This window comes from Rhizobacter sp. Root1221, assembly GCF_001425785.1.
Lineage (GTDB): Bacteria > Pseudomonadota > Gammaproteobacteria > Burkholderiales > Burkholderiaceae_C > Rhizobacter.
Map to the genome: position 1 here is coordinate 113,542 of NZ_LMDI01000011.1, position 21,264 is coordinate 134,805.

Here is a 21,264-nt window from a genome sequence, read left to right on the forward strand (position 1 = left end):
GCCCCCGGAGCACGAGGCGCCGAGGGCTAGGGGGTGGGGGTGCGCAGGGTCAGCGACGCCGGCCGGACGAGAACGAATGGGTCGGAGCGCGGTACATCGGCCGGTTGATGACTGTCTTGTTGACGATCACCGTACGCGGAGCGGTGTGAATCGCCGGGGCGCGGGACGCGGTGGCGTTGCCAAGCATGTAGCCGGTCGCAGCGCCGATGGCGCCAGCAGCGAGGGGATCCATGCTGCCGGACTGCTGCACCGCCGCGGGAGCTGAGGCGGGCAACGCTGCCGGGTATTGCTGCTGATTGCAGCCGGCCAGAAGACCGACCGCGAAGGCGAGGAGCAAGTTGGTACGCATGGCGGGGTCAGTTGAAGATCACGTCGATGGAGCGCACCATGCGCTCCGGGCCGAGGATCAGCGAGAGGACCAGGGCGACCACGAGGACGACCGGGACCATCAGGTAGAGACCGATGCGGTCCAGCATCACACCGACTCCAGGCTGTAGCGCACGTAACGCTGACCGGTCGTGTCGCGCTTGTGTTCCTTGCGCACCGGATAGCCGGCGTCCTGCACTTCGGTGATGCGGCGCGACAGCGAACGGACACGGTGAACAGCAGCGGCCTCGACGGCGGTGATGGAGCCGACCTTTCGGAGGTGACCGAGCACGATCTGGGCTTGCGGGGTCAGGGAGCCAGCGATGATGGGGGAGCGGTACATGGTGGTGCCTTTCGGAGAAGTGAGAGGGGCCCAGGAAGGGCCGGGGATGGTCAGTCGACCTTGGTGATGTCGCGGAGAGCCGTGGCGACCTTGCGGCCCTGGAAGGCCAGCTTGCGGTGGCCGTTGGCCTGCTCTACCAGCTTGGAGGCGGCTTCGAGCTTGGCCTGCGTGCGCAGGGTCTCGCGGTCGGCGAGGCGTTCGAGGAACGCGGCGATGTGGGCGAAGCCCTTGATGACGAACTGGATCATGGGAGTTCCTTGATGCGCACTGCGATGTGCGGTGTCTCCCCGTCACGCGGGAAGCGCTTGACGATGAACAGCCCCACGACCTGACGGTCGTCGCCATAGACGCCGACCTGAGTCATGACGTCCATGATGGGCTTGGCGAGGTTGTCGCAGTCACCGGAGGGCGTGGTGAACTTCGACTTGGCGATGGGCTTGCAGACGAACTCCAGGGTGAGGTGGAGTTCGCCCATGAGCGGGGGAACGGAGCCGTCGAACTCCAGCCCCTCCAGCGCCTTCTTCAGTTCGAGCTTGTGGGCCTTGTAGCTGGCCGGGTCGTAGGCGCCCCACTTGGAGAAGCGGGGCCGCGGTGCCGGCTGGGGCACCACGTCGACGACGAATTCAGAAGTCGTCGTCACTGCCGCCTTCGTCGCCGCCGTCGCCGTCTTCGTCCGAGTCACGCAACGGCGCCTTCTTGGTGTCCGCTTCGTAGTCGTCTTCTTCCTCGAATCCGTCGTCGTCGTTGGCACGGCGCTCCAGGAGCTGGACCTTGTTCAGGTACAGCGTGATGCCCTTGTTGGCACCCGTGTCGTACTCGGCAGCGCCGATGGACAGCTTGCCCCAGTCGCCGCTCTTGGCCGTGGCGCCGAGCGGGTTCTTCTTGGAGTCCATCTGCTCCGGCTTGTTGTTGGTCTTCGCCGACAGCAGCCAGAAGCCGCGCATGTTCTCCTTCTTCTCGTTGTCCTCGGCCAGGGCGTCGCCGTCCTTCACCGGGGCCGTGTCGCGCTTGCCCTTGGCGGCCTTGTGCAGGTCGATGAGCATGCGGGCGTACTCGTCGTTCTTGCCCTCGCCCTTCTTCAGGCGGAGCGAGCACTTGAACTTGTTCTTGCCGAACTCGGAGGCGTCGCGCTTGTCGAGCCACGCGTAGGTGAGGATGCCGGCGGGCGTGGCGCCCTTGTAGACGGTCTTGGTCTTGGGTTTGGAGTCAGCCATGTGATGCGTTTGCCGGCGGGAGGGCCGGCGATGTATTGAGGAGGGAGGTGGGGTCCTGGGCGGAGCGGTTGGCCCGCGCCCAATCGGTGGTGGTCAGGGCGCCGGCCTCACGGGCGGCGGCCCCGAGCTGCGCCGCGGTGAGCAGCAGCGCAAGGGAGAGGTCGAGCTTCGGCCGCCCCGACCGCTGCCAGATGTGCAGGCAGGCGGTGAGGGCGGCGTCGGTCATCGACGTGGCGAGAGGAGCGATGTCCTGCTCGCGCTGTCGGGAGAGGGTCACCCGTCGATCTCGACCGTGGCGACCGGCTTCAGGCCCGTGAAGGCCGTCAGGTTGGGAAGCACCTGGATCGGGGACAGCACGAAGTACGCGTCGTCGTTCCAGTTGCGCGGGTCCTTGTAGACACGCAGAGTCACCTTCTTCGGTGCCCGGCCGACCTTCAGGTTGCGGTCCCCCTGGTGGCGGTGCGTACCGTCCGCGCGGTAGTTCGTCGAGACACGCTCGACACCCGCTTCGGTGCGCAGGGACACGCGGACACTGCCGCCGGCCCCGTAGGAGATCCCGGTGACCGCTTCCTTGGTCTTCGGGCAGTGCACGTCGCGGCCACGGGTGAACTCGTGGACCACGTTGACCTCCTGGACTTGGGCGGTTGGTGTCGGGGTCGCAGGTGTCGCAGAGGCCGGCTCGTGGGCGGCATGCGTCATGACCAGACGGACGTACGGGCTGACTGCGTTCGTCCCGTCCGGGCGGAAGCAGCCGTAGCCGCCGCTGGTGCCCGGCGTGTGGACTTTCACGCTCTTAGGGTTGTTGCCGGAAGGCACGATGCTCGTGACGCTTTCCGAGGCCCGGTGGTCCGTGAAGATCACCTGAAACTTCGCGCCGGCCTGGAAGGCGGCGACGAGTTCGGCGTGGGAAGCGAAGGGCAGCTTGGTGGGGATGTTGATCATGTAAGCAACTCGAACTATGTTCAGGAAAAGAAGAACTCGGATTCCCGGACACGGGTGACGTCCAGGGAACCCAGGGTGGGCAGAGCGGGAAGATCTGTGACACCGGAGTGCTGGGCGACGCTGTCGCGCCATTGCTCCAGGGCGGGGCCTTCGTACATGCGGACGAACTCCTCGCGGATGTGGCCGTTCAGGGTGTCCACGTTTCCGGCGTGCGCCCCGAACGAGTCGTGGACGAACGCCATGTCGCGGATGCCCTCGGCCTTCATGGCGGTGGCGGTGAGGCACAGGTGGGCCGCGTCGTAGCTGTGGACCACGTTCGGGGCTGCGCTGGACTTCTGCTTGCGGCGGTCGATGCCGGCCTTCTCGTTGGGTACGCCGATCTGAAACTTGACGAGCTTGGAGCCCAGCAGGGTCTCGACGCGCTTCACGTCGGACTTGACGTACGCCTGACGCACGGTGAACCCGGCCGGCGTCGTCCAGGTCAGGGGCAGCTCGCGCTCCGCCAGGAACTGGGCGACCTTCTGGAAATACTCCATCGCGGCCCGAGGGGCGCCGATGTTCGCGTCCAGTGCGTCGATCACCACGGTCTTCAGGTACTCGGCTGCGCGGTAGCGCTCCGACCCGTTCTCGAAGTGGTCGCAGAAGCCGTCGGCGATGAGCTGTGTCTTGATGCCGGGTGCCGTGACGCCGTAGGGGGTCGTCATGACGGCCCGCTTCACCGTCTTGCGTCCGACCTTGCCCAGCCAGCCGTTGGCGACGGCGTAGACCGCACGGGTCGCCTCGTCGCCGTCGCGGAGCCGACCGTCGGCCGCGTCACGAGCGATGCGCTCGATTGCAACCTTAGCGACGTCCGAGTAGATGTCCTCGCGCTTGCCAGTGGGCAGCACGTTGACGCAGGCCGCGGACAGCGGGTCGCGCATCATCGCGGACAGGTGCTGGATGCCCGAGCACGTTGCGTCCAGACGGACGGGGAGGTGCGACTCGAACGAGGCAGCGCTGCGCTCGCCGTTGAGCACGAGGAAGTCGCAGAGGCGGGCGATCTCGAAGCAGGCGGCCAGGGCCTCCCACGGAGAGTCGACGTCCTCGCTGGCCCAGAAGTCCGCGAAGGCCAGGGGGTCGCGGGCGGTCCCCAGGATCGACCCGAGGTTGTTGTCAGTCCAGTCGGCCCGGGCTTGCAGCGCGATCTTGTCCTGGCCGAAGGCGTTGGCACAGGCGACGTACATCCACCACTTCCCGTTCGGGCCCAGGCGCTCGGTCTGGGAGAAGGTCAGCAGTCCCTTGACCAGGGAGTCGCCCTGGGTGTGCAGGTCCTGGGCGGTGGGGTACACGCGGCCCCGGAAATCACAGGTGTGCGGGAACCACAGGGTTTCCGCCTTGGCGAGCTGACGGGCGAGGTCGAGCATGCGGTACAGCTTGAAGCGCTCGCACTCCATGTGCTTGTTCTTCGAGTACCGCTCGGCGCGAGGTTTCATGTAAGCGGACAGCGCGGCCTTGGCGGCGGCGTCGGTCTTGGCGAGAGCCTTCAGCGCTTCGAACTCGACCTCGCCCATCTTCGGCAGCTCGGGGAGGTTGTCGCGGGGAGGGACGGATGCGACGGGGAAGCCGTCACGCACCACGTCTTCGACCACCCCCAGGACACTGCGATTCAGCGTCCATCGTGTCTTCTGGATCCAGTTGAGCGCTTCGAGCGAAGCGCCGTCCAGGGGGCGGTCAACGGCGCCCGTGTGGGCGCTGCGGAATTCGGGGGCCTTGACGGCCTTGTTCTTGATTGAGAGATATCCACCGGTCAGCATGAGAGGTCCTTTGTCAGCTAGGAGAGACCCCTTACGCGGGGCTAGTCGGCAACTCGAACTAGTTGCAGGGTAAAGAGCGGGCGTGGGTAGACTGAGCCGGATGTGGGTCTCAGTCGTTCAGCTACGTCGGGACGGGAAGACGCTGTCCAAGAAGGAGATCGCCGCGGCCGAGCGCCGGGAGGGCGTCCTGACGTTTGGCGGGTATCGCTTGATGGGCGTGCCGGAGGTCCAGTACAGCGCCACGCTGCGTGGCTCGGATTCGCCCGGCGCGATGGACTCGCTCAAGCCGCTCTACGGCGCACGGCTCCGGTCAATAAAGGGCCCCGACATGCTCATTGCAGGGCGTGAGGTGAGACGGGACTCAGGCAAGCCGTCGGAGGAGGTCCCGCAGGCTTGGTAGGTTCGGGTACTGGGACAGTAGGCGACTGAGCTAGTTCGAGGCAGCGATGGCTGTGGCGCACGTCACGGTTAGGTTACATAAGCGAGGAGCTTCGCCACTCGCAGAAGGTCACCTCGCTCCAGAATGAGGTCCCAGTCGACCACTCCTTAGCGACGATGAACCCCATTTCCGTGGAAGTCCACATCAAGGGCAGTACCGGCACACCGTACGTAATCTCAGTTCTGCGAGATGCGATTCGGTTCCGAATTTCGTGTACGTGCCCCGCGGGAGAGCAGGGATCTCATTGCAAACATCGCCTCGCACTCCTGTCGAATGACTTCAGCGCCGTACAGAATCACGACAAGGAGAAGCTGGCCGGCATGATCGCCGCGGCCGTGACTGGTACACCTCTTGAAGCGGCTCTGCTCGAACTCAATGCTGCGGAACTCGCAGCCAAAGTCGCTGCGGACCGTGCAAAGGTCGCAAAGAAAATCGTTGCGAGGATGATGCTTCAATGAAAAAACGCAGAACTGAGAAGCTCTCACTCCAGTTTGTTGATCGGCTCGCGGCTGGTTGGGCGTTCGGCGTGGGCGATTGCTTTCGTATGCAGCTGGACATACGCCTTGACCGCCGCATGGACACCGACGCGAACAAGGCAAAGCGGATAAAACTGGGGCGACCTTTAAAAGACGAGGAGAAGGTCGCTAGGGCGGTCTGGACTCAGGGCGATCCGCCAGCTTACTCGTTCAGTCGCGGCCACGTCTTTCACGAGGTCCAGGAGTCTTCCACGGGTGTGCGACGCTCGCTCGTCATACACCGCGCCCTCCCTGACCCAGGGGCACTGGTAGAGGTGCTCACCACTGACGACGAGGGCGATGAGGTTGTGAACGTCGAGGAGAGTGACGAAGCAGACGACAAGGCCGGCTATGTCGACTACGAAATCCTCACGTATGTCCACGGGACTCTTGTTCACGAACGCGGCGCGGACGGCCTCACGGTCAAGAACGAGTCGTCTCGTTCGCAAGCGGCGTTTGTCGAGTTGCTGCGAACGGGGCGGTAGTAGCCTATTGGTGTCGACGGTAACCCCGCCCGACAGGGAAGAACTGAGCGACGAGAGACTCCGGGTCAAAGCCTTGCTCTTGTAAGACGCGGACGAGGGCGAGAGGCAGGCGACGGTTGCCGGCCTGGAGGTGCGCGATAGCGCGCTCGAGTTCAGGAGAGGTGTGCAGCATGGTGGTCAGCGTGTGGTTGCGAAGGACGGCGATAAGGTCGTCACCTTGCGGGGGTTTTATCTAAGCGACTCGAACTAGTCGTCGGCACACGAAGGGTCCTCGGGTTCCTCGATCTGCTTGGAGGGCAGGTAGACGTAGTCCTTGGGCTCGCAGATCATCGGGAGCATGAACGGGCGGGCCAGCTCGTTCTGGTTGTGGCGCTGGGCCACAAAGGCCCGGCCGAGGTCCGTGAGCTGGAACATGAGCTTGGTCTTGAGGCCGTCACGGACCTCGGCGACCTCGAACCACCCGTCGACCGCCACGATCAGCGAAATGAGCGCCATGCCCACCCGGGTACGGACGGGCTGCTCCCATTCCTCGTGGACGAAGCGTTTGGCCTTCTTGGACCACTTGGTAAACACGCGCTCGTCGACCTTGTCGTTGCGCTTCACCATCAGGTCGTAGAGGTTGGGCTCCCAGGGGGCGTCGGTTTCCTCCCGCTCCTCCTCGGCCTCCTTCTCGGCCTTCTTCCAGGCACGCAGGGCGACCTCGCGCTGGATCTTGCCGCCCAGGTCCGTCGCGCAGGACTGGAGTCCGGCCGGTTCGGCGCGGCTCAGGGCCGCCAGGACCGTGACGACGGCCAGGACCTCCGCGGGGAGCAGGAGGAGGGCGGCGAAATCGTCCGGGATCTTCTTGAGGTTCGGCGACGCGATGGCGTCCCGGGCCTCCTGCTGCTTCAGGGCGACAGCGGTGGTCAAGGGGACGATCAGCTCGTCCGCGATCCGCTGGCCGGGCTCCAGGTCGCCGATGCCTCGGGCGACTAGCTGACCCTTGCGGGCGCCGCGCTGGACTTCGCGCTTGAGGGAGCGCTGGTAGCGCCAGACGCCTCGTGTGACTTGATAGTTCTCCCAGTCGCGTTGGGCGGCCTCGTCATGGAAGCCGGTGGCGGTGGGCACTGGTGGTTCGGGGATGTCGTCGGTGGGTTCGTTCCGGTCAGCGGGTGCAGTCAGCATGTGGGGGATCATGTGGGGACCGCAACCCCGCTATCCTCCTAGGTGGGGGGTAGAGTGAGTTGCGGAGTTCTAGGCGTGACAACAACTTAGGCTGTCAGAGGCTTTCTCATAATCCTTTGGTCGTTGGTTCAAGTCCAACACGGCCTACCAGAATGCTCTGGAAGTCGCGGCAGTCGATGCCGCGACCCCGCACTCTCCCACTCGCAGCTTGAACGCTGCATCAAACGTCCGGCGGGCTCTCTTTTTCCCCGTCATGTCCTGCCGCAGTTGGCACCGCGTCCTCGACCGCGCTGTGCCAACGCCGTTCATGGGCGCAGCATGGTTGAGGACAACGTCAATAAGCGATATAGTGAACATATCGTACATAGGCGATTTATTGAAAATATCGTCTATACGCGATATGTTCGTGATATCGCCCAACGACGATGAGGTGAGATGTGTTTCGACTTCAAGGCGTACACCAGCTCTCTGCACATTTGAAGGCATTTCGAAAAGCCAAGAAGTTGACGCAGGCAGAACTCGGGCGGTTGATCGGCGTGAAGCAAACCCGCATTGCAGACATCGAGGCTGATCCCGGATCGATCAGTGTCGACCAGCTGATCCGCATTCTCAAAGCACTCGGTGTGGACATCCTTCTGGACAGCGGCGGTGAAGGCTGGAGGGCCCCGGATGCTGCTGACGATCCCGAGCGCTTCACTCGCGCAATCAAACCGAGCGCGACTGCCGCCAAAAGCACTTCGGATTCGAAGAAGGGCACGATCGTCGAACGCAAGCCGGCCAAACGTCGAGGTTCATGGTGAGTGCCCGCCTCGCGCTGTGGATGAACGGTGAGATGGTTGGGGTCTGGCGCCCTGGTAGCTCTCGCTCGGCAACCCACACGCTGACGTACTCCGAATCGTGGATGAAAAGCGAGCATGCGCGCCCGCTCTCGATGTCACTGCCATTCATCGAAGGAGGTCAGCACCGTGGAACGCTCGTCGAAAGTTACTTCGACAACTTGCTCCCCGACAACGACGCAATCCGCCGGCGGCTTCGAGCCCGGTTTGGTGCGAAGTCCACTGATGCCTTCGATCTCCTGGAGGCGATCGGCCGAGACTGCGTGGGCGCCGTACAACTCCTGCGCGTTGACGAAGAGCCGCCAGACTTTCGACACCTCCAATACGAGCGCATCCCGGACAAGGAAGTGGGCCGCATTCTGAGAGAAGTCGTGGTCGCGCCAGCGTTCGGGGCTCATGAGCGCGACGATGACTTTCGCATCTCGATAGCGGGAGCTCAGGAGAAGACCGCGCTGCTTCGACTCAAGGGGAAGTGGTGCAGGCCTCACGGCGCAACGCCGACCACCCACATCCTCAAGCTTCCGCTGGGCAAGGTCACGAAATTCGATGCCGATTTCAGTTCCTCGGTAGAGAACGAGTGGCTGTGCGCGCAGATCGTTCGGCAGTTGGGTCTGGACGTCGCCGATGTCGAGATGGGCACCTTCGACGGGCAACGCGTTCTCATCGTTGAGCGGTTCGATCGTGCATGGGCAGGGAAGGACGGTTCATCCGACTACTTGGTGCGCATTCCTCAAGAGGATCTCTGCCAGGCAACCGGAACCCCGCCTCACCTCAAGTATGAGAAGGACGGCGGGCCAGGCATCGACCGCTGCCTCGAGGTGTATGGCGCCAGCATGAATCCTGTCGATGGGCGGCTGCACTTCGTCCTGTCGCAGTTGGCGTTCTGGCTTCTCGCGGCGCCTGATGGGCACTCGAAGAACTTCAGCCTGTTCATCGAGCGTGGTGGGCAGTATCAGGCAACGCCGCTCTATGACGTGCTCTCGGCATGGCCGGTGATTGGCAAGGGAGCAAACCTGCTGCCGTACCACGACGCCTCTCTCGCCATGGCGATCCGATCCAAGAATGCGCACTGGAAATTCAACGAAATCGAGGTGAGGCATTGGCATCGGCTCGCGATGTCCGCCGGCGGAAACCCGTTCTGGGAAGCGATGGTGCACATGGTGAGGCACGTGGACGAAGCGCTGGAGGTTGTCGAAGGGCATCTGCCGAGCGAGTTCCCCGCGGCAGTTTGGGATCCGATCTCGGAGGGAGTCCGACGGCATGGCCGAAAATTCCTCAGGGGTGCCGTTCTGGTCAGTTGAGTCCGTCGGGCCTGGCGCATCGATCACCGCGGTTTGGCCACACTGCCCGACCTCCGATCCCTCCGTGCGGAACGCGGGTTGCGGCGTACTGGAAGTCACCTCCGCACGGTGGGCCGCGCGCATCGTGGGTCACCGGTGGTGTGGACGCTCAAACATGGCGTGGTGTCCCGCGCAGGGCGGTTCGCAGTGCAACCAGGGATGAGGGGAGGGCTTGTGGCGGGCATTCTGTTTCCCATGCTAGGCAAAACCAGTGGGAATGCAAAGAATGAGAAACAGTCTGCCCAGCGAGCTTGCTACCCGGACCCGGGTGCGCTGCTGCAGGCGGGGGCCATGGACCGGCCCTTGCTGCACACCAACTGGCCGCACTACCTGACTTCCGATGCCTTCGTGCGGCACGCCGGTTGCCGCGTACTGGCTGCCGGCACGTTGCCGGTTCCAGATCGAAGGACCACATCATGAACAGCATCAACGAGAACCGCGATTCTCAGCCAGGGGGCGATTCACCCGGCGCTGGCCAGCAGGGCCAGGCGGGCGAACGAACCGGGCAACGGGGCCAGGCCGGAGCGGGCGCGGGGCAGCAAGGACAAGGCGGCAACCATGCCGGGCGGTCGAACCAAGGCGGTGGCCGATCAGGTCAGCAAGACCAGGCAGGTGCCGGTTTTTCCCAGGTGGATCAGGCCGTTACCGGACGACCCGGCCAGCAGGGTCAACCGGGCCAGGGACTGAACCCGAAGGATCCATCCGCGCAGCGCGATGACCAGGAGCAATTCGGAGAGGGCGAAAACCAGCAAGGTCAGCAACAGGGCCAGGGGCGTGGCCGCGTCTGAGCTTCGGCCGGGGGGTGCCGTTTCCACGGCATCCCCCGGCTGTTCGGCGCACGATCCCGTCATGTCCCAAGCAATCGCAGAGCGGCGCATCGCCATCGAGCTGCGGCTTTGCCGCAGAAGCCCTGCGAGCCCGGGAACGCGGCCTTGTGGGCCTGGTCTGCAGAGCCTCATGGGGCGCCATGCCGCAAGGAGATCCGGAGGCTAGACCGCCGAAGCTTCCTGCGCATCAGCAAAAAGATCGAACACAACACCTCGCAACCACTGGTTGGCCGGTGACCGGTGCTGCTTGGCATGCCAGAACACGTTGATGGTCACCTCGGGCAACTTGACGGGGGTGGGCAGGTAGGTCAGCCCGAACGGCTCGGCGAGGCGCATGGCCAGGCGCTCCGGAACGGTGGCCACGAGGCTGGTGCCCTGCAGGATGTGCCCGACCCCCACGAAGTGCGGAACGGTCAACCGGATGTTTCGCTCGACGCCCGCCCGCCGGATGAGTTCGTCGACCTTCCCGTGCCCCGTCCCTGACGAGACCACGACCAGGTGCTCCGCCGAGCGGAACTCGGCGAGGGACAACTTCTTCTTGTCCAGTGCGTGCCCTTTCCGGAACAGGCACACGTAGCGCTGGCGAAACAGGCGCCGCTGGAAAAAGCCGGCCTTCAACTGTGGCAGGAGCCCGATGGCCAGGTCGACCTTGCCGGCTTCCATGTCGTCGCGCAGGTTGACGGCGGTGTTGCGCACGGTGCTCACGGTCACCCCCGGGGCTTCCTCCGCGAGACGTTCCACCAACCGGGGGAGGAAAACGATCTCTCCGATGTCCGTCATGCCGACGGTCACCGCGCGCTTGACGTTGGCGGGCTCGAAGCGGCTCTGCTGGTTGAGGCCGGTGTGGATCATGCCCAACGCATAGCCCACCGGTTCGGCCAGGTGTTCCGCGAAGGGGGTGGGCACCATGCCGGACGGTGTCCTGATGAACAGCTCGTCGCCCAGCAGGCGCCGGAGTTTGGCGAGCGAGTTGCTGACTGCAGGCTGGGTCAGGCCGAGGTTGTCGGCCACCTTCGAAACCCGCCGTTCCAGCATCAGCTGGTGAAACAGCACGAGCTGGTTGAGGTCGATGTCGGTCAGTTCCATGAGCAGGCCTCTCATCACGCACAGTGATGTCGAACATTCATGTGATTCTATTGGCTGATTGTCGTCGCGCGGCGAAGATTCATCCGTCCCAGCCGACTACCTACTGCGCCTCATGGATGTCCTCGTTCAACCCCTCAATCGCGTCATCCGCGTCGAAGCCGGTGCCACCCTGCTGGAGGCGTTGCAGGCCGCGCAGATTCCGATGTCGTACTCGTGCATGGCGGGACGCTGCGGCACGTGCCGCTGCAAGGTCATCGAGGGTGAAGTGCTCGACGGCGGCCAGGAGCAACAGCGGCCCCTGGACGGCGGTGACAGCTATGTGCTCGCTTGCCGCGCGTACGTCACCGAACCCTGCACCATCGAGATCCCGGAGCCGGACGACGTGGTGGTGCACCCGGCGCGGATCGTCAAGTCCACGGTGGTGGCGATCGATGACATGACGCACGACATCAAGCGGCTGCGTCTCAAGCCCGCGAAGCCGATCGAGTTCTCACCGGGGCAGTACGTGCAACTGCAGTTCACGCCGGATCACATCCGGCCCTATTCGATGGCGGGGCTGACGGGCGATGGCGAGTATGAGTTTCATGTGCGCCTCGTGCCCGGCGGGCGGGTCACCGGCTACATCGCGAACGAGCTCAAGGTGGGGGATGCCGTCCGCGTCAGCGGCCCCCTCGGTTCTGCCTACCTGCGCACCCGGCATGACGGACCGATCCTCTGCGTCGCGGGCGGCACGGGGCTCGCGCCCATCCTGTCGATCCTCCGGGGCGCTGTCAGCGGCGGCATGCGCAATCCGATTCACCTCTACTTCGGCGTTCGGTCTCCACGCGACGTGTACGGCCTGGACTGGATTCTCCACCTTCAGAAGGACCACCCGGGCCTGACGGTGCATGTGGTGGTGGCGTCCGGAGGTGACCCGTCGACCCATCGCAGCGGGCTGGTGACGGATGCCATCGACCAAGACCTCGGCGACCTCGAGGGCTGGCGTGCCTACCTGTGTGGCTCGCCGCCGATGGTGGAGTCCGCCGCGCTGACGGTCCGGCGCAAGGGCCTTGCCGGCAAGCACGTCTACGCCGATGCGTTTTACAGCCAAGGAACCTGACATGACCCTCCATCCGCGACCAACGATTCCGCTCAACACATTCCTGCCAAGGAGACGATCATGAGCGAGACCTCTGCAGTGTTCCCCCGCGATGCGCGGTGGGAGACCGACGGCACTCACCGCATCCCGTTTGTGGCGTACACCAGCGACGAAATCTACAAGCGTGAACTCGAACGCTTCTTCTACAACGGGCACTGGTGCTACGTGGGCCTGGAAGCCGAGGTGCCGAACCCGGGTGACTTCAAGCGCACGGTGATCGGTGAACGCTCCGTCATCATGGTGCGCGACCCGGACGGTTCGATCAACGTCGTGGAGAACGTCTGCGCGCACCGGGGCATGCGCTTCTGCCGCGAACGCCATGGGAACCGCAAGGAGTTCGTCTGTCCATACCACCAGTGGAGCTACACGCTGAAGGGCGACCTGCAGGGGGTTCCGTTCCGGCGCGGCGTGAAGCAGGACGGGCAGGTGCTCGGCGGCATGCCGGCCGAGTTCAAGACGTCCGACCATGGCCTGACCAAGCTGAAAGTGGCAACGCGAGGCGGCGTCGTTTTCGCATCGTTCGACCCGTTGGTCGAGCCGCTCGAGGCGTTCCTGGGCCCCACCATCCTGGGGTACTTCGATCGGTTGTTCAACGGCCGCAAGCTCAAGATCCTCGGCTACAACCGGCAGCGCATTCCGGGCAACTGGAAGCTGATGCAGGAGAACATCAAGGACCCGTACCACCCGGGGCTGCTGCACACCTGGTTCGTGACGTTCGGGCTCTGGCGCGCGGACAACAAATCGCAGTTGCGCATGGACGACCGTCATCGCCACGCAGCGATGATCTCGACGCGTGGACAGGCCGGGAAGTCCGAGCAGGTGACGCAGGTCTCCAGCTTCAAGGAGAGCATGCAGCTCAACGATCCGGGCTTTCTCGACATCGTCCCCGAGGCCTGGTGGAACGGCCCCACCGCCGTGATGACCACCATCTTCCCGAGCGTCATCCTGCAGCAGCAGGTCAACAGCGTTTCCACGCGCCACATCCAGCCCGACGGGCACGGCGCGTTCGATTTCGTCTGGACCCACTTCGGTTTCGAGGATGACACCGACGAGATGACCGAGCGGCGCCTTCGGCAGGCGAACCTGTTCGGTCCGGCCGGATTCGTGTCCGCGGACGACGGCGAGGTCATCGAGTTCTCTCAGCAGGCGTTCGAGAGCAAGCCGTTCCATCGGGCCCTCGCGGAGCTGGGTGGGCATGGGGTCGAGGACACCGAACACATGGTGACCGAGACGCTGATCCGAGGCATGTACCGCTACTGGCGGGACGTGATGGAGGCCTGAGCCATGAGCACGAAGATCACCTTCGAAGACTGGCTCGCACTGACGCAGCTGTACGCGGACTACGCCAGTGCGGTCGATTCAGGCAACTGGGACCTGTGGCCCGAGTTCTTCACCGAGAAGTGCGTCTACCGCCTGCAGCCCCGCGAGAACCATGAGCGCGGCTTTCCGCTCGCGACGCTGTCGTTCACCAGCAAGGGGATGTTGAAGGACCGCATCTACGGGATCAAGGAGACGCTCTTCCACGACCCGTACTACCAGCGGCATGTGGTGGGCACCCCGGTGATCCGCGGCGTGACGGCCGGGCAGTTCACCTGCGAAGCGAACTACGCCGTGTTCCGCACGAAGCTCTCCGATGCATCGACGGTGTTCAACACCGGCCGATACCTCGACACCGTTGTTCGCACGCCTGATGGACTGAAGTTCGCCTCGCGCGAATGCATCTACGACTCCGAGATGATCCCCAACTCGATCATCTATCCGATCTGAGGTCTCCCATGAGCGAATCCCGATGGATCGATGCCCTTGCGGCAAGCGATCTCCCCCCGGACGACGTGACCAGCCTGGCGGTCGGTGGCCGCGACGTTGCCATCTACACCGTGGGTGACGAGGTCTACGCCAGCGACAACCTGTGCACGCACGGCAACGCGCGCCTGTGCGATGGATTCCTCGATGGCCACGAGATCGAGTGTCCGTTGCACCAGGGAAAGTTCGACGTTCGCGACGGCAAGCCGCGCTGTGACCCCGTCACCGAAGCGATCCGCATCTACCCGGCGAAGGTGGAAGGCGGCCGTGTGTTCCTCATGCTTGACTGAGACGGGCGCGCGGACCTGAACCGGTCAGCGATGTTTGAGCCGCCGGTACAAGGTGGCCCGTCCCATGCCGAGCATCCGGGCGGCCGCCGTCACGTTGCCATTCGCCCGGCGCAGGGCCTCTTCGATGGCGGAGTCGGTGACTCTCTTCAGCAGGCCTTCGCTTGAAGGTGCGGCGGGCGAGGGCATGGTTTCGAGTTCGAAGTCCCCTCGGTGCAAGGCTGCGCCCGGGTCGGCGAGGGCCAGCGCGCGCAGCAGCGCGTGGCTCAGCTGCCGGACGTTGCCTGGCCACGCGTGGGCCCGAAGACTTGCGCGGAGTTCCGGGCCCAGTTGGTGGGGGTGGCCCCCCAACGTCGACACGAGTGCGTCGAGGACGGTGTCGAAGTTCGCGCGCTCTCGCAACGGCAGCAGGTGGAGGTTGTACCCGGAGACGCGGTAGAACAGATCCTCCCGGAAGAGGCCGCTGCGCACCTGCAGGGGAAGGTCACGGTGTGTCGCGCAGACGATCCGGACGTCCACCGGCCGGGACCGATGGCAGCCGAAGCGAATGACTTCCCGGGTGTCGAGGACCCGCAGCAGCGCGGCCTGCAGGCCGAGCGGCATGTCGCCGAGTTCATCGAGAAAAAGGGTGCCTCCGTGGGCGGCCTCGAACTTCCCCGCGGCGCCTTCCTTCCGCGAGCCGGTGAATGCCCCGTCGACATGACCGAACAGTTCCCCCGCCAGCAACTCACCAGGCACCGCTGCGCAGTTCAACGCGACGAAAGGACCCTTCGCACGTTCGCTGGCCGCGTGGAGGGCGCGTGCCGTCACTTCCTTGCCACTTCCGGTTTCGCCGGTGATCAGCACGGGCAGGCCGGCGCGGGCGGTCTTCAGCGCACGGTCGAAGTCGCGATCGATGCGGGGGTCGCCGAAGGCGGGGCGCGCGGCCGCAGCGGCTGGCGCGAGCGGGAGCGCATTCACGGCAACGCTGGTTCGATGCCGATCGCCGAAAGCCACGGCACGCAGCTGGACGCCATCGTGAAGGCGAAGCGGGGCACCCGAGGCGGAACGCCGCAGGTCCGTCATCCACGGCCCGAACCGTTCCTCGAAGAGCTGTTCGAAACCCAGCTGCAGGTCGCCGAGCGGGAGGCCAAGCAGCCTTCGTGCGGAGCGATTCGCCGCGGCCAGGCGCCCGCCCGCGGAAAAGGAAAGCCACGCGCCGCTGCCGTGGACGTGCTCCCCGCCCACATCGATCTCGACGCGAACCTGCGCGTCGACATCGCAGAACAGGCGCCGCTCGATCCGCTGTGCGCAGCGCGCGGCGACCCACATGGCACTTCCCACCATGCCGGGCATGTCGCGGCTCACATCGAGCGCGCCGATCACGTTGCCGTGTGCATCGAGGACAGGCACCGCGCTGCAATGGAAGATCTGCGCGTCCGTGTAGAAGTGTTCGGCCCCGAGGACCCGCACCGGCTGGGCCTCGCGAAGGGCGACGGCCATGGCATTGGTGCCGATGGCGCCCTCCGACAGGTCGACGCCTGCACGGAACGCGGCGCGCAGCGGGTGGCTGCGCTGGGCGATGGCGCCATCCACTGCGAGCGCGTTGCCATGGCGGTCGGTCAGCAGCACCGCATAGCCTGCGGAGGCCACGGCGGCGGCGAGGTCCGAGAGTTCGGGACGTGCGGCAGCAAGCAACTCGCCGTTCGCATCCAGCAGCTGCTGGATGCGCGACCGGTCGACGGGTTGGAACTCGATCGGTTCGTTCTCCTGGCGGCCGCTCTGGCTGCAGCGTTGCCATGACCGCATGACGGCGTCATCGATGAGCCCTGTGGGGGATTCCCCGGTGCCGAAGAACGCGCGGCGCGCGTTCCAGATGGCTTCCGGCTGGTATGCCGCGCTGGAATGGGGAAGCACTTGCATCGACATGAACACCCAACAGTACAGGTGCACGAGCAGACCACCTGTGGATGGGCGCGTCAATCAGGTCTGCACCTGTGCTCGGCGTGAGCGATCGGGACGGTCTCGTCCCGAACACTGTCTCGCGTCTCGAAGTGAGACGGTCCGTGGGACCCTCGGCACGCCGGTGCTGGCAACTCCCACGAGGGAAGATCGTCGTCCGGGCCATGGAACGGCGGGTCGGTACGCACATTGCAGAAGTACCGGGAGCGGACGCCTCGCGCCGCCGACCCATCGACTTCAGGAGACCGGTATGAGTACGACCGACGGCTTGCCCGACTGGCATGCGCGCATCTTCAGCCAGGGCTGGCAGTCCTCGAGTGGCGGCACCTCGCCCGTGCGTGAACCGGCGACTGGTGCGGTGCTCGGCGAAATCGGCATCGCCGATGCCACCGACGTCGACAGCGCGGCACGCAGCGCGTCCAAGGCGCAGGCCGCATGGGCCGCCTTGCCCTTCGACCAGCGGGCCGCCGTGTTCCGCCGCGCGGAGCAACTGCTCGCTGAGCGCGCTGCCGAGTTCCAGCGCTGGAACGTGCGGGAGGCCGGCTCCATCGGCCCGAAAGCCGATTGGGAGCTGCACGCCACGCGAGAGCAGTTGTCGATGTGTGCCGCCTTGCCGATGCAGGCCATCGGACAGATCTTCCCGTCGAGCATGCCCGGGCGGACCAACTACTGGCGCCGCGTGCCCATCGGCACGGTGGGTGTCATCGCGCCGTGGAACTTCCCGCTGCTGCTGGCCATGCGCTCGGTGGCGCCTGCGCTGGCACTCGGGAACGCCGTCCTGCTGAAGCCCGACGCGCAATCGGCGGTGATCGGCGGAGCGCTCATCGCGCAGTTGTTCGCCGACGCGGGCCTGCCCGCGGGCGTCCTGCACGTGTTGCCGGGTGGCCCCGCCACGGGTGACGCGGTGGTGCGGCACCCGCTCGTGCACATGATCTCCTTCACCGGGTCGACCGCGGTGGGGCGAACCATCGGCGAGCTGTGCGGCCGCATGCTGAAGAAATGCGCGCTGGAGCTTGGGGGCAACAACGCGATGGTGGTGCTGGACGATGCGGACATCGAGGCCGCCACGTCCAATGGGGCCTGGGGTGCGTTCCTGCATCAGGGGCAGATCTGCATGCAGGCGGGACGCCACCTGGTGCACCGCAGCGTGGCCGACGCCTACGCGCGCCGGCTGGCCGAGCGGGCGAACCAGTTGCATGTCGGAGATCCCCATGCTGGCCCGGCCCACCTCGGCCCGATCATCAACGAGAAGCAGGCCGCGCGTGTGGAGGCGCTTGTCCGAGGCGCGGTGGCCGACGGCGCCCGGTTGCTCGCGGGCGGAAGCCGGGACGGCCTCTTCTTCCGGCCGACCGTGCTCGGTGATGTCACGGCCCGCATGGCGGTGTTCGCGGACGAGATCTTCGGTCCCGTGGCGCCGATCACGGTGTTCGACTCGGACGACGAGGCCGTGGCCCTGGTCAACAGCTCGCCGTACGGATTGGCCGCGGCGGTGCACACGCGCAACGTGCAGCGCGGCATGGCCATTGCCCATCGGCTGCACACCGGCATGGTCCACATCAACGACCAGCCCGTGAACAACGAATTCCACGTGCCCTTCGGCGGCATGGGCAGCTCAGGCAACGGTGGACGCTTCGGCGGACCGGCCAACCTGGAGGAGTTCACGCAGACCCAGTGGGTCAGCGTCATGGACACGCCGATCACGTACCCGTTCTGACCCGCTCTTTCACCAGACCCTCCAGGAAAGCAGTATGAAACCGAATCCCAACTGGCCGCGCATCGCGCTGGCACTTTTCATGTCGATGACGAGCCTGCAGGCGCATGCCATCGACATCGACGCGGGGGACTACACCGCGTTGCCCGAGGGAAGCAACGTGGCCGTGGTGTATGCGCAGCATGCCGAGCGCAATCGCCTGTATGCCAACGGAGCGCAGGTTCCCGGCAACAACGGCCTGGATTCCGACATCGGGGTCTTCCGGGCGATCCACTTCATGAAGATCGCCGGGTTCACCGTGGACCCCCAGCTGCTCCTTCCCTTCGGCCGCCTGCGCGCCCAGGACGACCTGGCACCGGCGCTCGGCAAGGGCAGCGGCACGGCCGACCTGATCCTCGCGGCGACTGTCTGGGTCATCGAGAACCCGGCGAACCGGCAGTACCTCGGCATCACCCCGTTCCTCTATGTGCCCACCGGCTCGTACGACGCCGCGAAGGCATTGAACCTCGGCGAGAACCGCTGGAAGTACGCGTTGCAGGTCGGCTACATCCAGGGCCTGGGCGAGAAGGTCACGCTCGACGGGGCGGCCGACGTCACGTTCTACGGACGCAACGACAAGGCGACCCCGCAAGGCGCGGCACTGAAGCAGGACGCGAGCTGGCAACTGCAGGGGTTCATCCGCTACGCCTTGTCGCCCGCCTGGGACCTGCGGGCCGGCCTGTCGTACGCTCGGGTGGGCGAGACCGAGCTGGCAGGCGTCTCGCGGAACGACGAGACCGGCATCACCAAGTTCCAGATCGGCGCGGCCGGGTTCATTGCCCCGAAGACGCAGCTGCTGGCCACCTGGGGGCGCGACATCAAGGTCGACAACGGGTTCAAGGAGTCGTCTCGACTCAACCTGCGGCTGCTGCAGCTGTTCTGAGCGTTCGACGATCACCACCAAACCACATCGGACTGAAGAAATCATGCACGAACTGAAGACGCCGGGACTCGCACAAGGCGATGCGATCAACGCGCTCGAAGACGCGCTCTACCGTGGCCAGCTGGACCGGCGCGACTTCCTGCGCCTGGCCGTTGCCGCCGGGTTGGGGGCGTCCAGCGCAGCCGCGCTCGCGCAGGACGGCAGCGAGGCCGCCATCAACCAGCTCTACAACGCGCGCAACCTCGCCGCCGAGTACGACTACATCGTGGTCGGTTCAGGCAGCGCGGGCGCGGTCGTGGCCGGGCGCCTGGCCGCCGAAAGCGATGCCCGTGTGCTCGTGCTGGAGGCAGGTGGCACGGATCAGGTTCCCGCGATCCAGACGCCGGGCCTGTGGCCCACCAACATCCGCAGCGAGCGCGATTGGGGGCACGTGTCCACGCCCAGCCCTGCGGTGAACAACCGGTCCCTGATCCTCCCGATGGGCAAGGCCGTCGGTGGAGGCTCATCGATCAACGTGATGGTGTGGTCGCGCGGCCACAAGAACGACTTCGACAGCTGGCACGCCGAGACTGGAGACGCCGGGTGGAGCTACGAGCGGGTGCTCGACATCTACAGGCGCATCGAAGACTGGCAGGGCGAGCCCGACCCGGCCCGGCGCGGCAAGGGAGGGCGGTTGTGGGTCACGCCACCCGTTGACCCGAACCCGATCGCCCATGCCATGCTCGATGCGGCCGCCTCTGTCGGGATCCCGAAGTTCGCGGACCAGAACGGGGTGATGATGGAAGGTGCCGGCGGAGCGGCGCTGGCGAACATGAGAATCCGGGATGGCCGCCGACGCAACGTGGCCGCGGACTACCTGTACCAGGCACTTCGGCGGCCGAACGTCACGCTGCTCACGGGGGCAGAAGTGCAGCGCCTCGTGATGACCGGGAACCGCGTCAAGGGCGTGACGTTCGTCCGGAACGGCAAGCTTCACACCGTGAGGGCGGCGCGCCGGGTGGTGCTGAGTGCGGGGGCGATCAACACGCCCAAGATCCTGATGCTGTCAGGCATCGGCGACCCGGCTGAGCTGAAGCGCCACGGCATCCGGACGGTCGTGGCATCGCGGGGTGTCGGACGCAACTTCCAGGACCATGTGCTGGTGGGGGGCTGCATCTGGGAATACAACAAGGCCATCCCTCCCGCCAACAATCTGGCGGAGGCCACGTTCTTCTGGAAGAGCGATGCCTCGCTCCAGACGCCCGACCTGCAGCCGTTCCAGATCGAAGTGCCGTTCGCGTCCGAAGTGACCACCAAGGAGTTCAATCCGCCTCCCGCGGCGTGGACGCTGGCGCCCGGGCTCGTGCGTCCCAAGAGCCGCGGCCGTGTGACCTTGGCATCGTCGAACCCGGCGGACAAGGCGATCATCGATGGTGCCTTCCTGACCCACCCGGACGACGTGAAGGCGCTGCTGCGTGGCATCGAGCTGTGCCGCGAGATCGGGAACTCCGAGGCGCTGAAGCCCTACGTGAAGCGAGAGGTGATGCCGGGTCGCCTGCCGGCCGAGGAGATGGCGAACTTCCTTCGGAACGCCGTCGGCACCTACTTCCACGAGAGCTGCACGTGCAAGATGGGGCGCGACGACATGTCGGTGGTCGACGGCCGGCTGTCGGTGCGCGGCGTGCAAGGGCTGTCGATCGCCGATGCCTCGGTGATGCCCACGGTGTCGACCGGCAACACGATGGCGCCCACGGTCCTCATCGGCGAACGCATGGCGGACATTCTCCTGGGCCGCGCGTGAGTGTTGGTCGCGCACTGCGATGCGATTGGCAAGCCGCCTGTCGTGTCATCCCGCCTATCGTGTCATCCCGGCGGAAGCCGGGACCCACTCTGTCCAGGCGCGGCGACGTTCCGGTCACACCTGGCCTGATACCCCCGCCTCAACGCTTCTCTCGACAGCGTGGAACGTCTGGGCCCGCTGCAGGCAATACCTGCTCTGCATCACATGCTCGAGCCCACGCGTCCAGTGGGTCCCGGCTTTCGCCCACTACTGTCCGGAATAAATTGGACCGAGGTCACGTAAGTTGTTGCGAGCACTCGCTGTTTGGGATAAATCCCAGAGCGCCAACTCAA

General features: G+C 65.4%; 24 protein-coding genes and 1 pseudogene. 13 read left to right on the forward strand and 12 right to left on the reverse strand.

All coding sequences use genetic code 11. The features are described from left to right. Positions 1-49 precede the first annotated feature (49 nt). From ASC87_RS09725 to ASC87_RS09760, 8 genes are all read right to left on the reverse strand, one after another. Entirely contained in the window at positions 50-349 is a 300-nt protein-coding gene (locus ASC87_RS09725) for a hypothetical protein (RefSeq protein ID WP_056660176.1), read from the reverse strand. Positions 350-475: 126 nt separating this feature from the next. Beyond that, entirely contained in the window at positions 476-709 is a 234-nt protein-coding gene (locus tag ASC87_RS32405) for a helix-turn-helix domain-containing protein (RefSeq protein WP_056660179.1), read from the reverse strand. Positions 710-759: 50 nt separating this feature from the next. After that, positions 760-957, reverse strand: coding sequence for a hypothetical protein (locus ASC87_RS32410; protein WP_056660183.1), 198 nt, complete (start codon positions 955-957; stop codon positions 760-762). Further along, the gene (locus ASC87_RS09740) at positions 954-1,349 is read right to left on the reverse strand and encodes a RusA family crossover junction endodeoxyribonuclease (RefSeq protein WP_056660186.1); all 396 of its coding nucleotides are present in this window, start codon (positions 1,347-1,349) and stop codon (positions 954-956) included. Before ASC87_RS09740 ends, ASC87_RS32410 begins: the two co-directional genes overlap by 4 nt. After that, on the reverse strand, positions 1,333-1,923 hold the full coding sequence (locus ASC87_RS09745; protein WP_056660189.1) for an ssDNA-binding protein: 591 nt from the start codon (positions 1,921-1,923) through the stop codon (positions 1,333-1,335). Before ASC87_RS09745 ends, ASC87_RS09740 begins: the two co-directional genes overlap by 17 nt. Further along, positions 1,916-2,200, reverse strand: coding sequence for a hypothetical protein (locus tag ASC87_RS09750; RefSeq protein WP_056660192.1), 285 nt, complete (start codon positions 2,198-2,200; stop codon positions 1,916-1,918). Before ASC87_RS09750 ends, ASC87_RS09745 begins: the two co-directional genes overlap by 8 nt. Continuing rightward, complete coding sequence (locus ASC87_RS09755) at positions 2,197-2,865, reverse strand: hypothetical protein (protein ID WP_056660196.1); 669 nt, start codon at positions 2,863-2,865, stop codon at positions 2,197-2,199. The genes ASC87_RS09750 and ASC87_RS09755 overlap by 4 nt, the downstream gene beginning before the upstream one ends. Before the next feature lie 20 nt (positions 2,866-2,885). Next, positions 2,886-4,658, reverse strand: a complete 1,773-nt coding sequence (locus tag ASC87_RS09760) for a DNA-directed RNA polymerase (RefSeq protein ID WP_056660199.1) — start codon at positions 4,656-4,658, stop codon at positions 2,886-2,888. 82 nt (positions 4,659-4,740) lie between these two features. Here ASC87_RS09760 and ASC87_RS09765 point away from each other — a divergent pair, with 82 nt between their 5' ends. The 4 genes and pseudogenes from ASC87_RS09765 to ASC87_RS09770 all read left to right on the forward strand — a co-directional run bounded on the left by ASC87_RS09765 (position 4,741) and on the right by ASC87_RS09770 (position 6,097). Next, complete coding sequence (locus ASC87_RS09765) at positions 4,741-5,058, forward strand: hypothetical protein (protein ID WP_157603940.1); 318 nt, start codon at positions 4,741-4,743, stop codon at positions 5,056-5,058. Positions 5,059-5,213: 155 nt separating this feature from the next. Next, positions 5,214-5,363 (forward strand): annotated as a pseudogene (locus ASC87_RS33700) (SWIM zinc finger family protein); the annotation flags it as partial. A gap of 54 nt (positions 5,364-5,417) precedes the next feature. Continuing rightward, a complete protein-coding gene (locus ASC87_RS33165; RefSeq protein WP_235582124.1) occupies positions 5,418-5,555 on the forward strand; it encodes a hypothetical protein in 138 nt (45 codons plus the stop codon). Beyond that, complete coding sequence (locus tag ASC87_RS09770) at positions 5,552-6,097, forward strand: hypothetical protein (RefSeq protein WP_056660205.1); 546 nt, start codon at positions 5,552-5,554, stop codon at positions 6,095-6,097. The genes ASC87_RS33165 and ASC87_RS09770 overlap by 4 nt, the downstream gene beginning before the upstream one ends. A gap of 246 nt (positions 6,098-6,343) precedes the next feature. Here ASC87_RS09770 and ASC87_RS09775 read toward each other — a convergent pair whose 3' ends face one another. Beyond that, a complete protein-coding gene (locus ASC87_RS09775) occupies positions 6,344-7,261 on the reverse strand; it encodes a hypothetical protein (RefSeq protein WP_056660208.1) in 918 nt (305 codons plus the stop codon). 437 nt (positions 7,262-7,698) lie between these two features. On the opposite strand from ASC87_RS09775, the gene ASC87_RS30655 reads away from it, so the two are divergent. Together ASC87_RS30655 and ASC87_RS09785 are read left to right on the forward strand one after the other, a co-directional pair. Then, a complete protein-coding gene (locus ASC87_RS30655; protein WP_082568520.1) occupies positions 7,699-8,061 on the forward strand; it encodes a helix-turn-helix domain-containing protein in 363 nt (120 codons plus the stop codon). Beyond that, on the forward strand, positions 8,055-9,398 hold the full coding sequence (locus ASC87_RS09785) for a type II toxin-antitoxin system HipA family toxin (RefSeq protein WP_056660211.1): 1,344 nt from the start codon (positions 8,055-8,057) through the stop codon (positions 9,396-9,398). The genes ASC87_RS30655 and ASC87_RS09785 overlap by 7 nt, the downstream gene beginning before the upstream one ends. Positions 9,399-10,027: 629 nt before the next feature. Here ASC87_RS09785 and ASC87_RS32415 read toward each other — a convergent pair. Further along, positions 10,028-10,321, reverse strand: a complete 294-nt coding sequence (locus ASC87_RS32415; protein ID WP_162255141.1) for a hypothetical protein — start codon at positions 10,319-10,321, stop codon at positions 10,028-10,030. A gap of 105 nt (positions 10,322-10,426) precedes the next feature. Then, the gene (locus ASC87_RS09795; RefSeq protein WP_056660267.1) at positions 10,427-11,350 is read right to left on the reverse strand and encodes a LysR family transcriptional regulator; all 924 of its coding nucleotides are present in this window, start codon (positions 11,348-11,350) and stop codon (positions 10,427-10,429) included. 112 nt (positions 11,351-11,462) lie between these two features. On the opposite strand from ASC87_RS09795, the gene ASC87_RS09800 reads away from it, so the two are divergent. Genes ASC87_RS09800 through ASC87_RS09815 form a run of 4 tightly spaced genes read left to right on the forward strand, consistent with a single transcriptional unit; the run spans position 11,463 to position 14,581 of the window. Continuing rightward, positions 11,463-12,449 carry a 2Fe-2S iron-sulfur cluster-binding protein gene (locus ASC87_RS09800; RefSeq protein WP_056660217.1) on the forward strand — a complete coding sequence of 329 codons (987 nt, stop codon included), beginning with the start codon at positions 11,463-11,465 and terminating at the stop codon, positions 12,447-12,449. A gap of 60 nt (positions 12,450-12,509) precedes the next feature. After that, positions 12,510-13,769, forward strand: coding sequence for an aromatic ring-hydroxylating dioxygenase subunit alpha (locus ASC87_RS09805; protein WP_056660220.1), 1,260 nt, complete (start codon positions 12,510-12,512; stop codon positions 13,767-13,769). Between the two features lie 3 nt (positions 13,770-13,772). After that, entirely contained in the window at positions 13,773-14,255 is a 483-nt protein-coding gene (locus ASC87_RS09810) for an aromatic-ring-hydroxylating dioxygenase subunit beta (protein ID WP_200954337.1), read from the forward strand. Between the two features lie 8 nt (positions 14,256-14,263). Then, entirely contained in the window at positions 14,264-14,581 is a 318-nt protein-coding gene (locus tag ASC87_RS09815; protein ID WP_056660223.1) for a non-heme iron oxygenase ferredoxin subunit, read from the forward strand. A gap of 24 nt (positions 14,582-14,605) precedes the next feature. On the opposite strand, the gene ASC87_RS09820 is transcribed toward ASC87_RS09815, so the two are convergent. Beyond that, positions 14,606-16,510: a sigma-54-dependent Fis family transcriptional regulator gene (locus ASC87_RS09820; RefSeq protein WP_235582125.1), complete on the reverse strand. Its 1,905-nt coding sequence runs from the start codon at positions 16,508-16,510 to the stop codon at positions 14,606-14,608. A gap of 259 nt (positions 16,511-16,769) precedes the next feature. Between ASC87_RS09820 and ASC87_RS09825 the strand changes: the two genes are divergently transcribed. The 3 genes from ASC87_RS09825 to ASC87_RS09835 are packed head-to-tail and all read left to right on the forward strand — an operon-like array spanning position 16,770 to position 20,932. Further along, entirely contained in the window at positions 16,770-18,233 is a 1,464-nt protein-coding gene (locus ASC87_RS09825) for a benzaldehyde dehydrogenase (protein ID WP_056660226.1), read from the forward strand. Positions 18,234-18,267: 34 nt separating this feature from the next. Beyond that, on the forward strand, positions 18,268-19,152 hold the full coding sequence (locus tag ASC87_RS09830; protein ID WP_056660229.1) for a transporter: 885 nt from the start codon (positions 18,268-18,270) through the stop codon (positions 19,150-19,152). 43 nt (positions 19,153-19,195) lie between these two features. Continuing rightward, the gene (locus ASC87_RS09835; protein WP_056660232.1) at positions 19,196-20,932 is read left to right on the forward strand and encodes a GMC family oxidoreductase; all 1,737 of its coding nucleotides are present in this window, start codon (positions 19,196-19,198) and stop codon (positions 20,930-20,932) included. Positions 20,933-21,264 lie beyond the last annotated feature (332 nt).

What these genes read in the sequence shown, in the direction of transcription:
- ASC87_RS32410 (WP_056660183.1), bottom strand. Translation starts at nt 957, where the DNA reads ATGATCCAGTTCGTCATCAAGGGCTTCGCCCACATCGCCGCGTTCCTC.
- ASC87_RS09755 (WP_056660196.1), bottom strand. Translation starts at nt 2,865, where the DNA reads ATGATCAACATCCCCACCAAGCTGCCCTTCGCTTCCCACGCCGAACTC.
- ASC87_RS09775 (WP_056660208.1), bottom strand. Translation starts at nt 7,261, where the DNA reads ATGCTGACTGCACCCGCTGACCGGAACGAACCCACCGACGACATCCCC.
- ASC87_RS09770 (WP_056660205.1), top strand. Translation starts at nt 5,552, where the DNA reads ATGAAAAAACGCAGAACTGAGAAGCTCTCACTCCAGTTTGTTGATCGG.
- ASC87_RS09800 (WP_056660217.1), top strand. Translation starts at nt 11,463, where the DNA reads ATGGATGTCCTCGTTCAACCCCTCAATCGCGTCATCCGCGTCGAAGCC.
- ASC87_RS09825 (WP_056660226.1), top strand. Translation starts at nt 16,770, where the DNA reads ATGAGTACGACCGACGGCTTGCCCGACTGGCATGCGCGCATCTTCAGC.
- ASC87_RS09795 (WP_056660267.1), bottom strand. Translation starts at nt 11,350, where the DNA reads ATGGAACTGACCGACATCGACCTCAACCAGCTCGTGCTGTTTCACCAG.
- ASC87_RS09835 (WP_056660232.1), top strand. Translation starts at nt 19,196, where the DNA reads ATGCACGAACTGAAGACGCCGGGACTCGCACAAGGCGATGCGATCAAC.
- ASC87_RS09810 (WP_200954337.1), top strand. Translation starts at nt 13,773, where the DNA reads ATGAGCACGAAGATCACCTTCGAAGACTGGCTCGCACTGACGCAGCTG.
- ASC87_RS09815 (WP_056660223.1), top strand. Translation starts at nt 14,264, where the DNA reads ATGAGCGAATCCCGATGGATCGATGCCCTTGCGGCAAGCGATCTCCCC.
- ASC87_RS09830 (WP_056660229.1), top strand. Translation starts at nt 18,268, where the DNA reads ATGAAACCGAATCCCAACTGGCCGCGCATCGCGCTGGCACTTTTCATG.
- ASC87_RS09745 (WP_056660189.1), bottom strand. Translation starts at nt 1,923, where the DNA reads ATGGCTGACTCCAAACCCAAGACCAAGACCGTCTACAAGGGCGCCACG.
- ASC87_RS33165 (WP_235582124.1), top strand. Translation starts at nt 5,418, where the DNA reads ATGATCGCCGCGGCCGTGACTGGTACACCTCTTGAAGCGGCTCTGCTC.
- ASC87_RS09805 (WP_056660220.1), top strand. Translation starts at nt 12,510, where the DNA reads ATGAGCGAGACCTCTGCAGTGTTCCCCCGCGATGCGCGGTGGGAGACC.
- ASC87_RS32405 (WP_056660179.1), bottom strand. Translation starts at nt 709, where the DNA reads ATGTACCGCTCCCCCATCATCGCTGGCTCCCTGACCCCGCAAGCCCAG.
- ASC87_RS09785 (WP_056660211.1), top strand. Translation starts at nt 8,055, where the DNA reads ATGGTGAGTGCCCGCCTCGCGCTGTGGATGAACGGTGAGATGGTTGGG.
- ASC87_RS09725 (WP_056660176.1), bottom strand. Translation starts at nt 349, where the DNA reads ATGCGTACCAACTTGCTCCTCGCCTTCGCGGTCGGTCTTCTGGCCGGC.
- ASC87_RS32415 (WP_162255141.1), bottom strand. Translation starts at nt 10,321, where the DNA reads ATGGCGATGCGCCGCTCTGCGATTGCTTGGGACATGACGGGATCGTGC.
- ASC87_RS09760 (WP_056660199.1), bottom strand. Translation starts at nt 4,658, where the DNA reads ATGCTGACCGGTGGATATCTCTCAATCAAGAACAAGGCCGTCAAGGCC.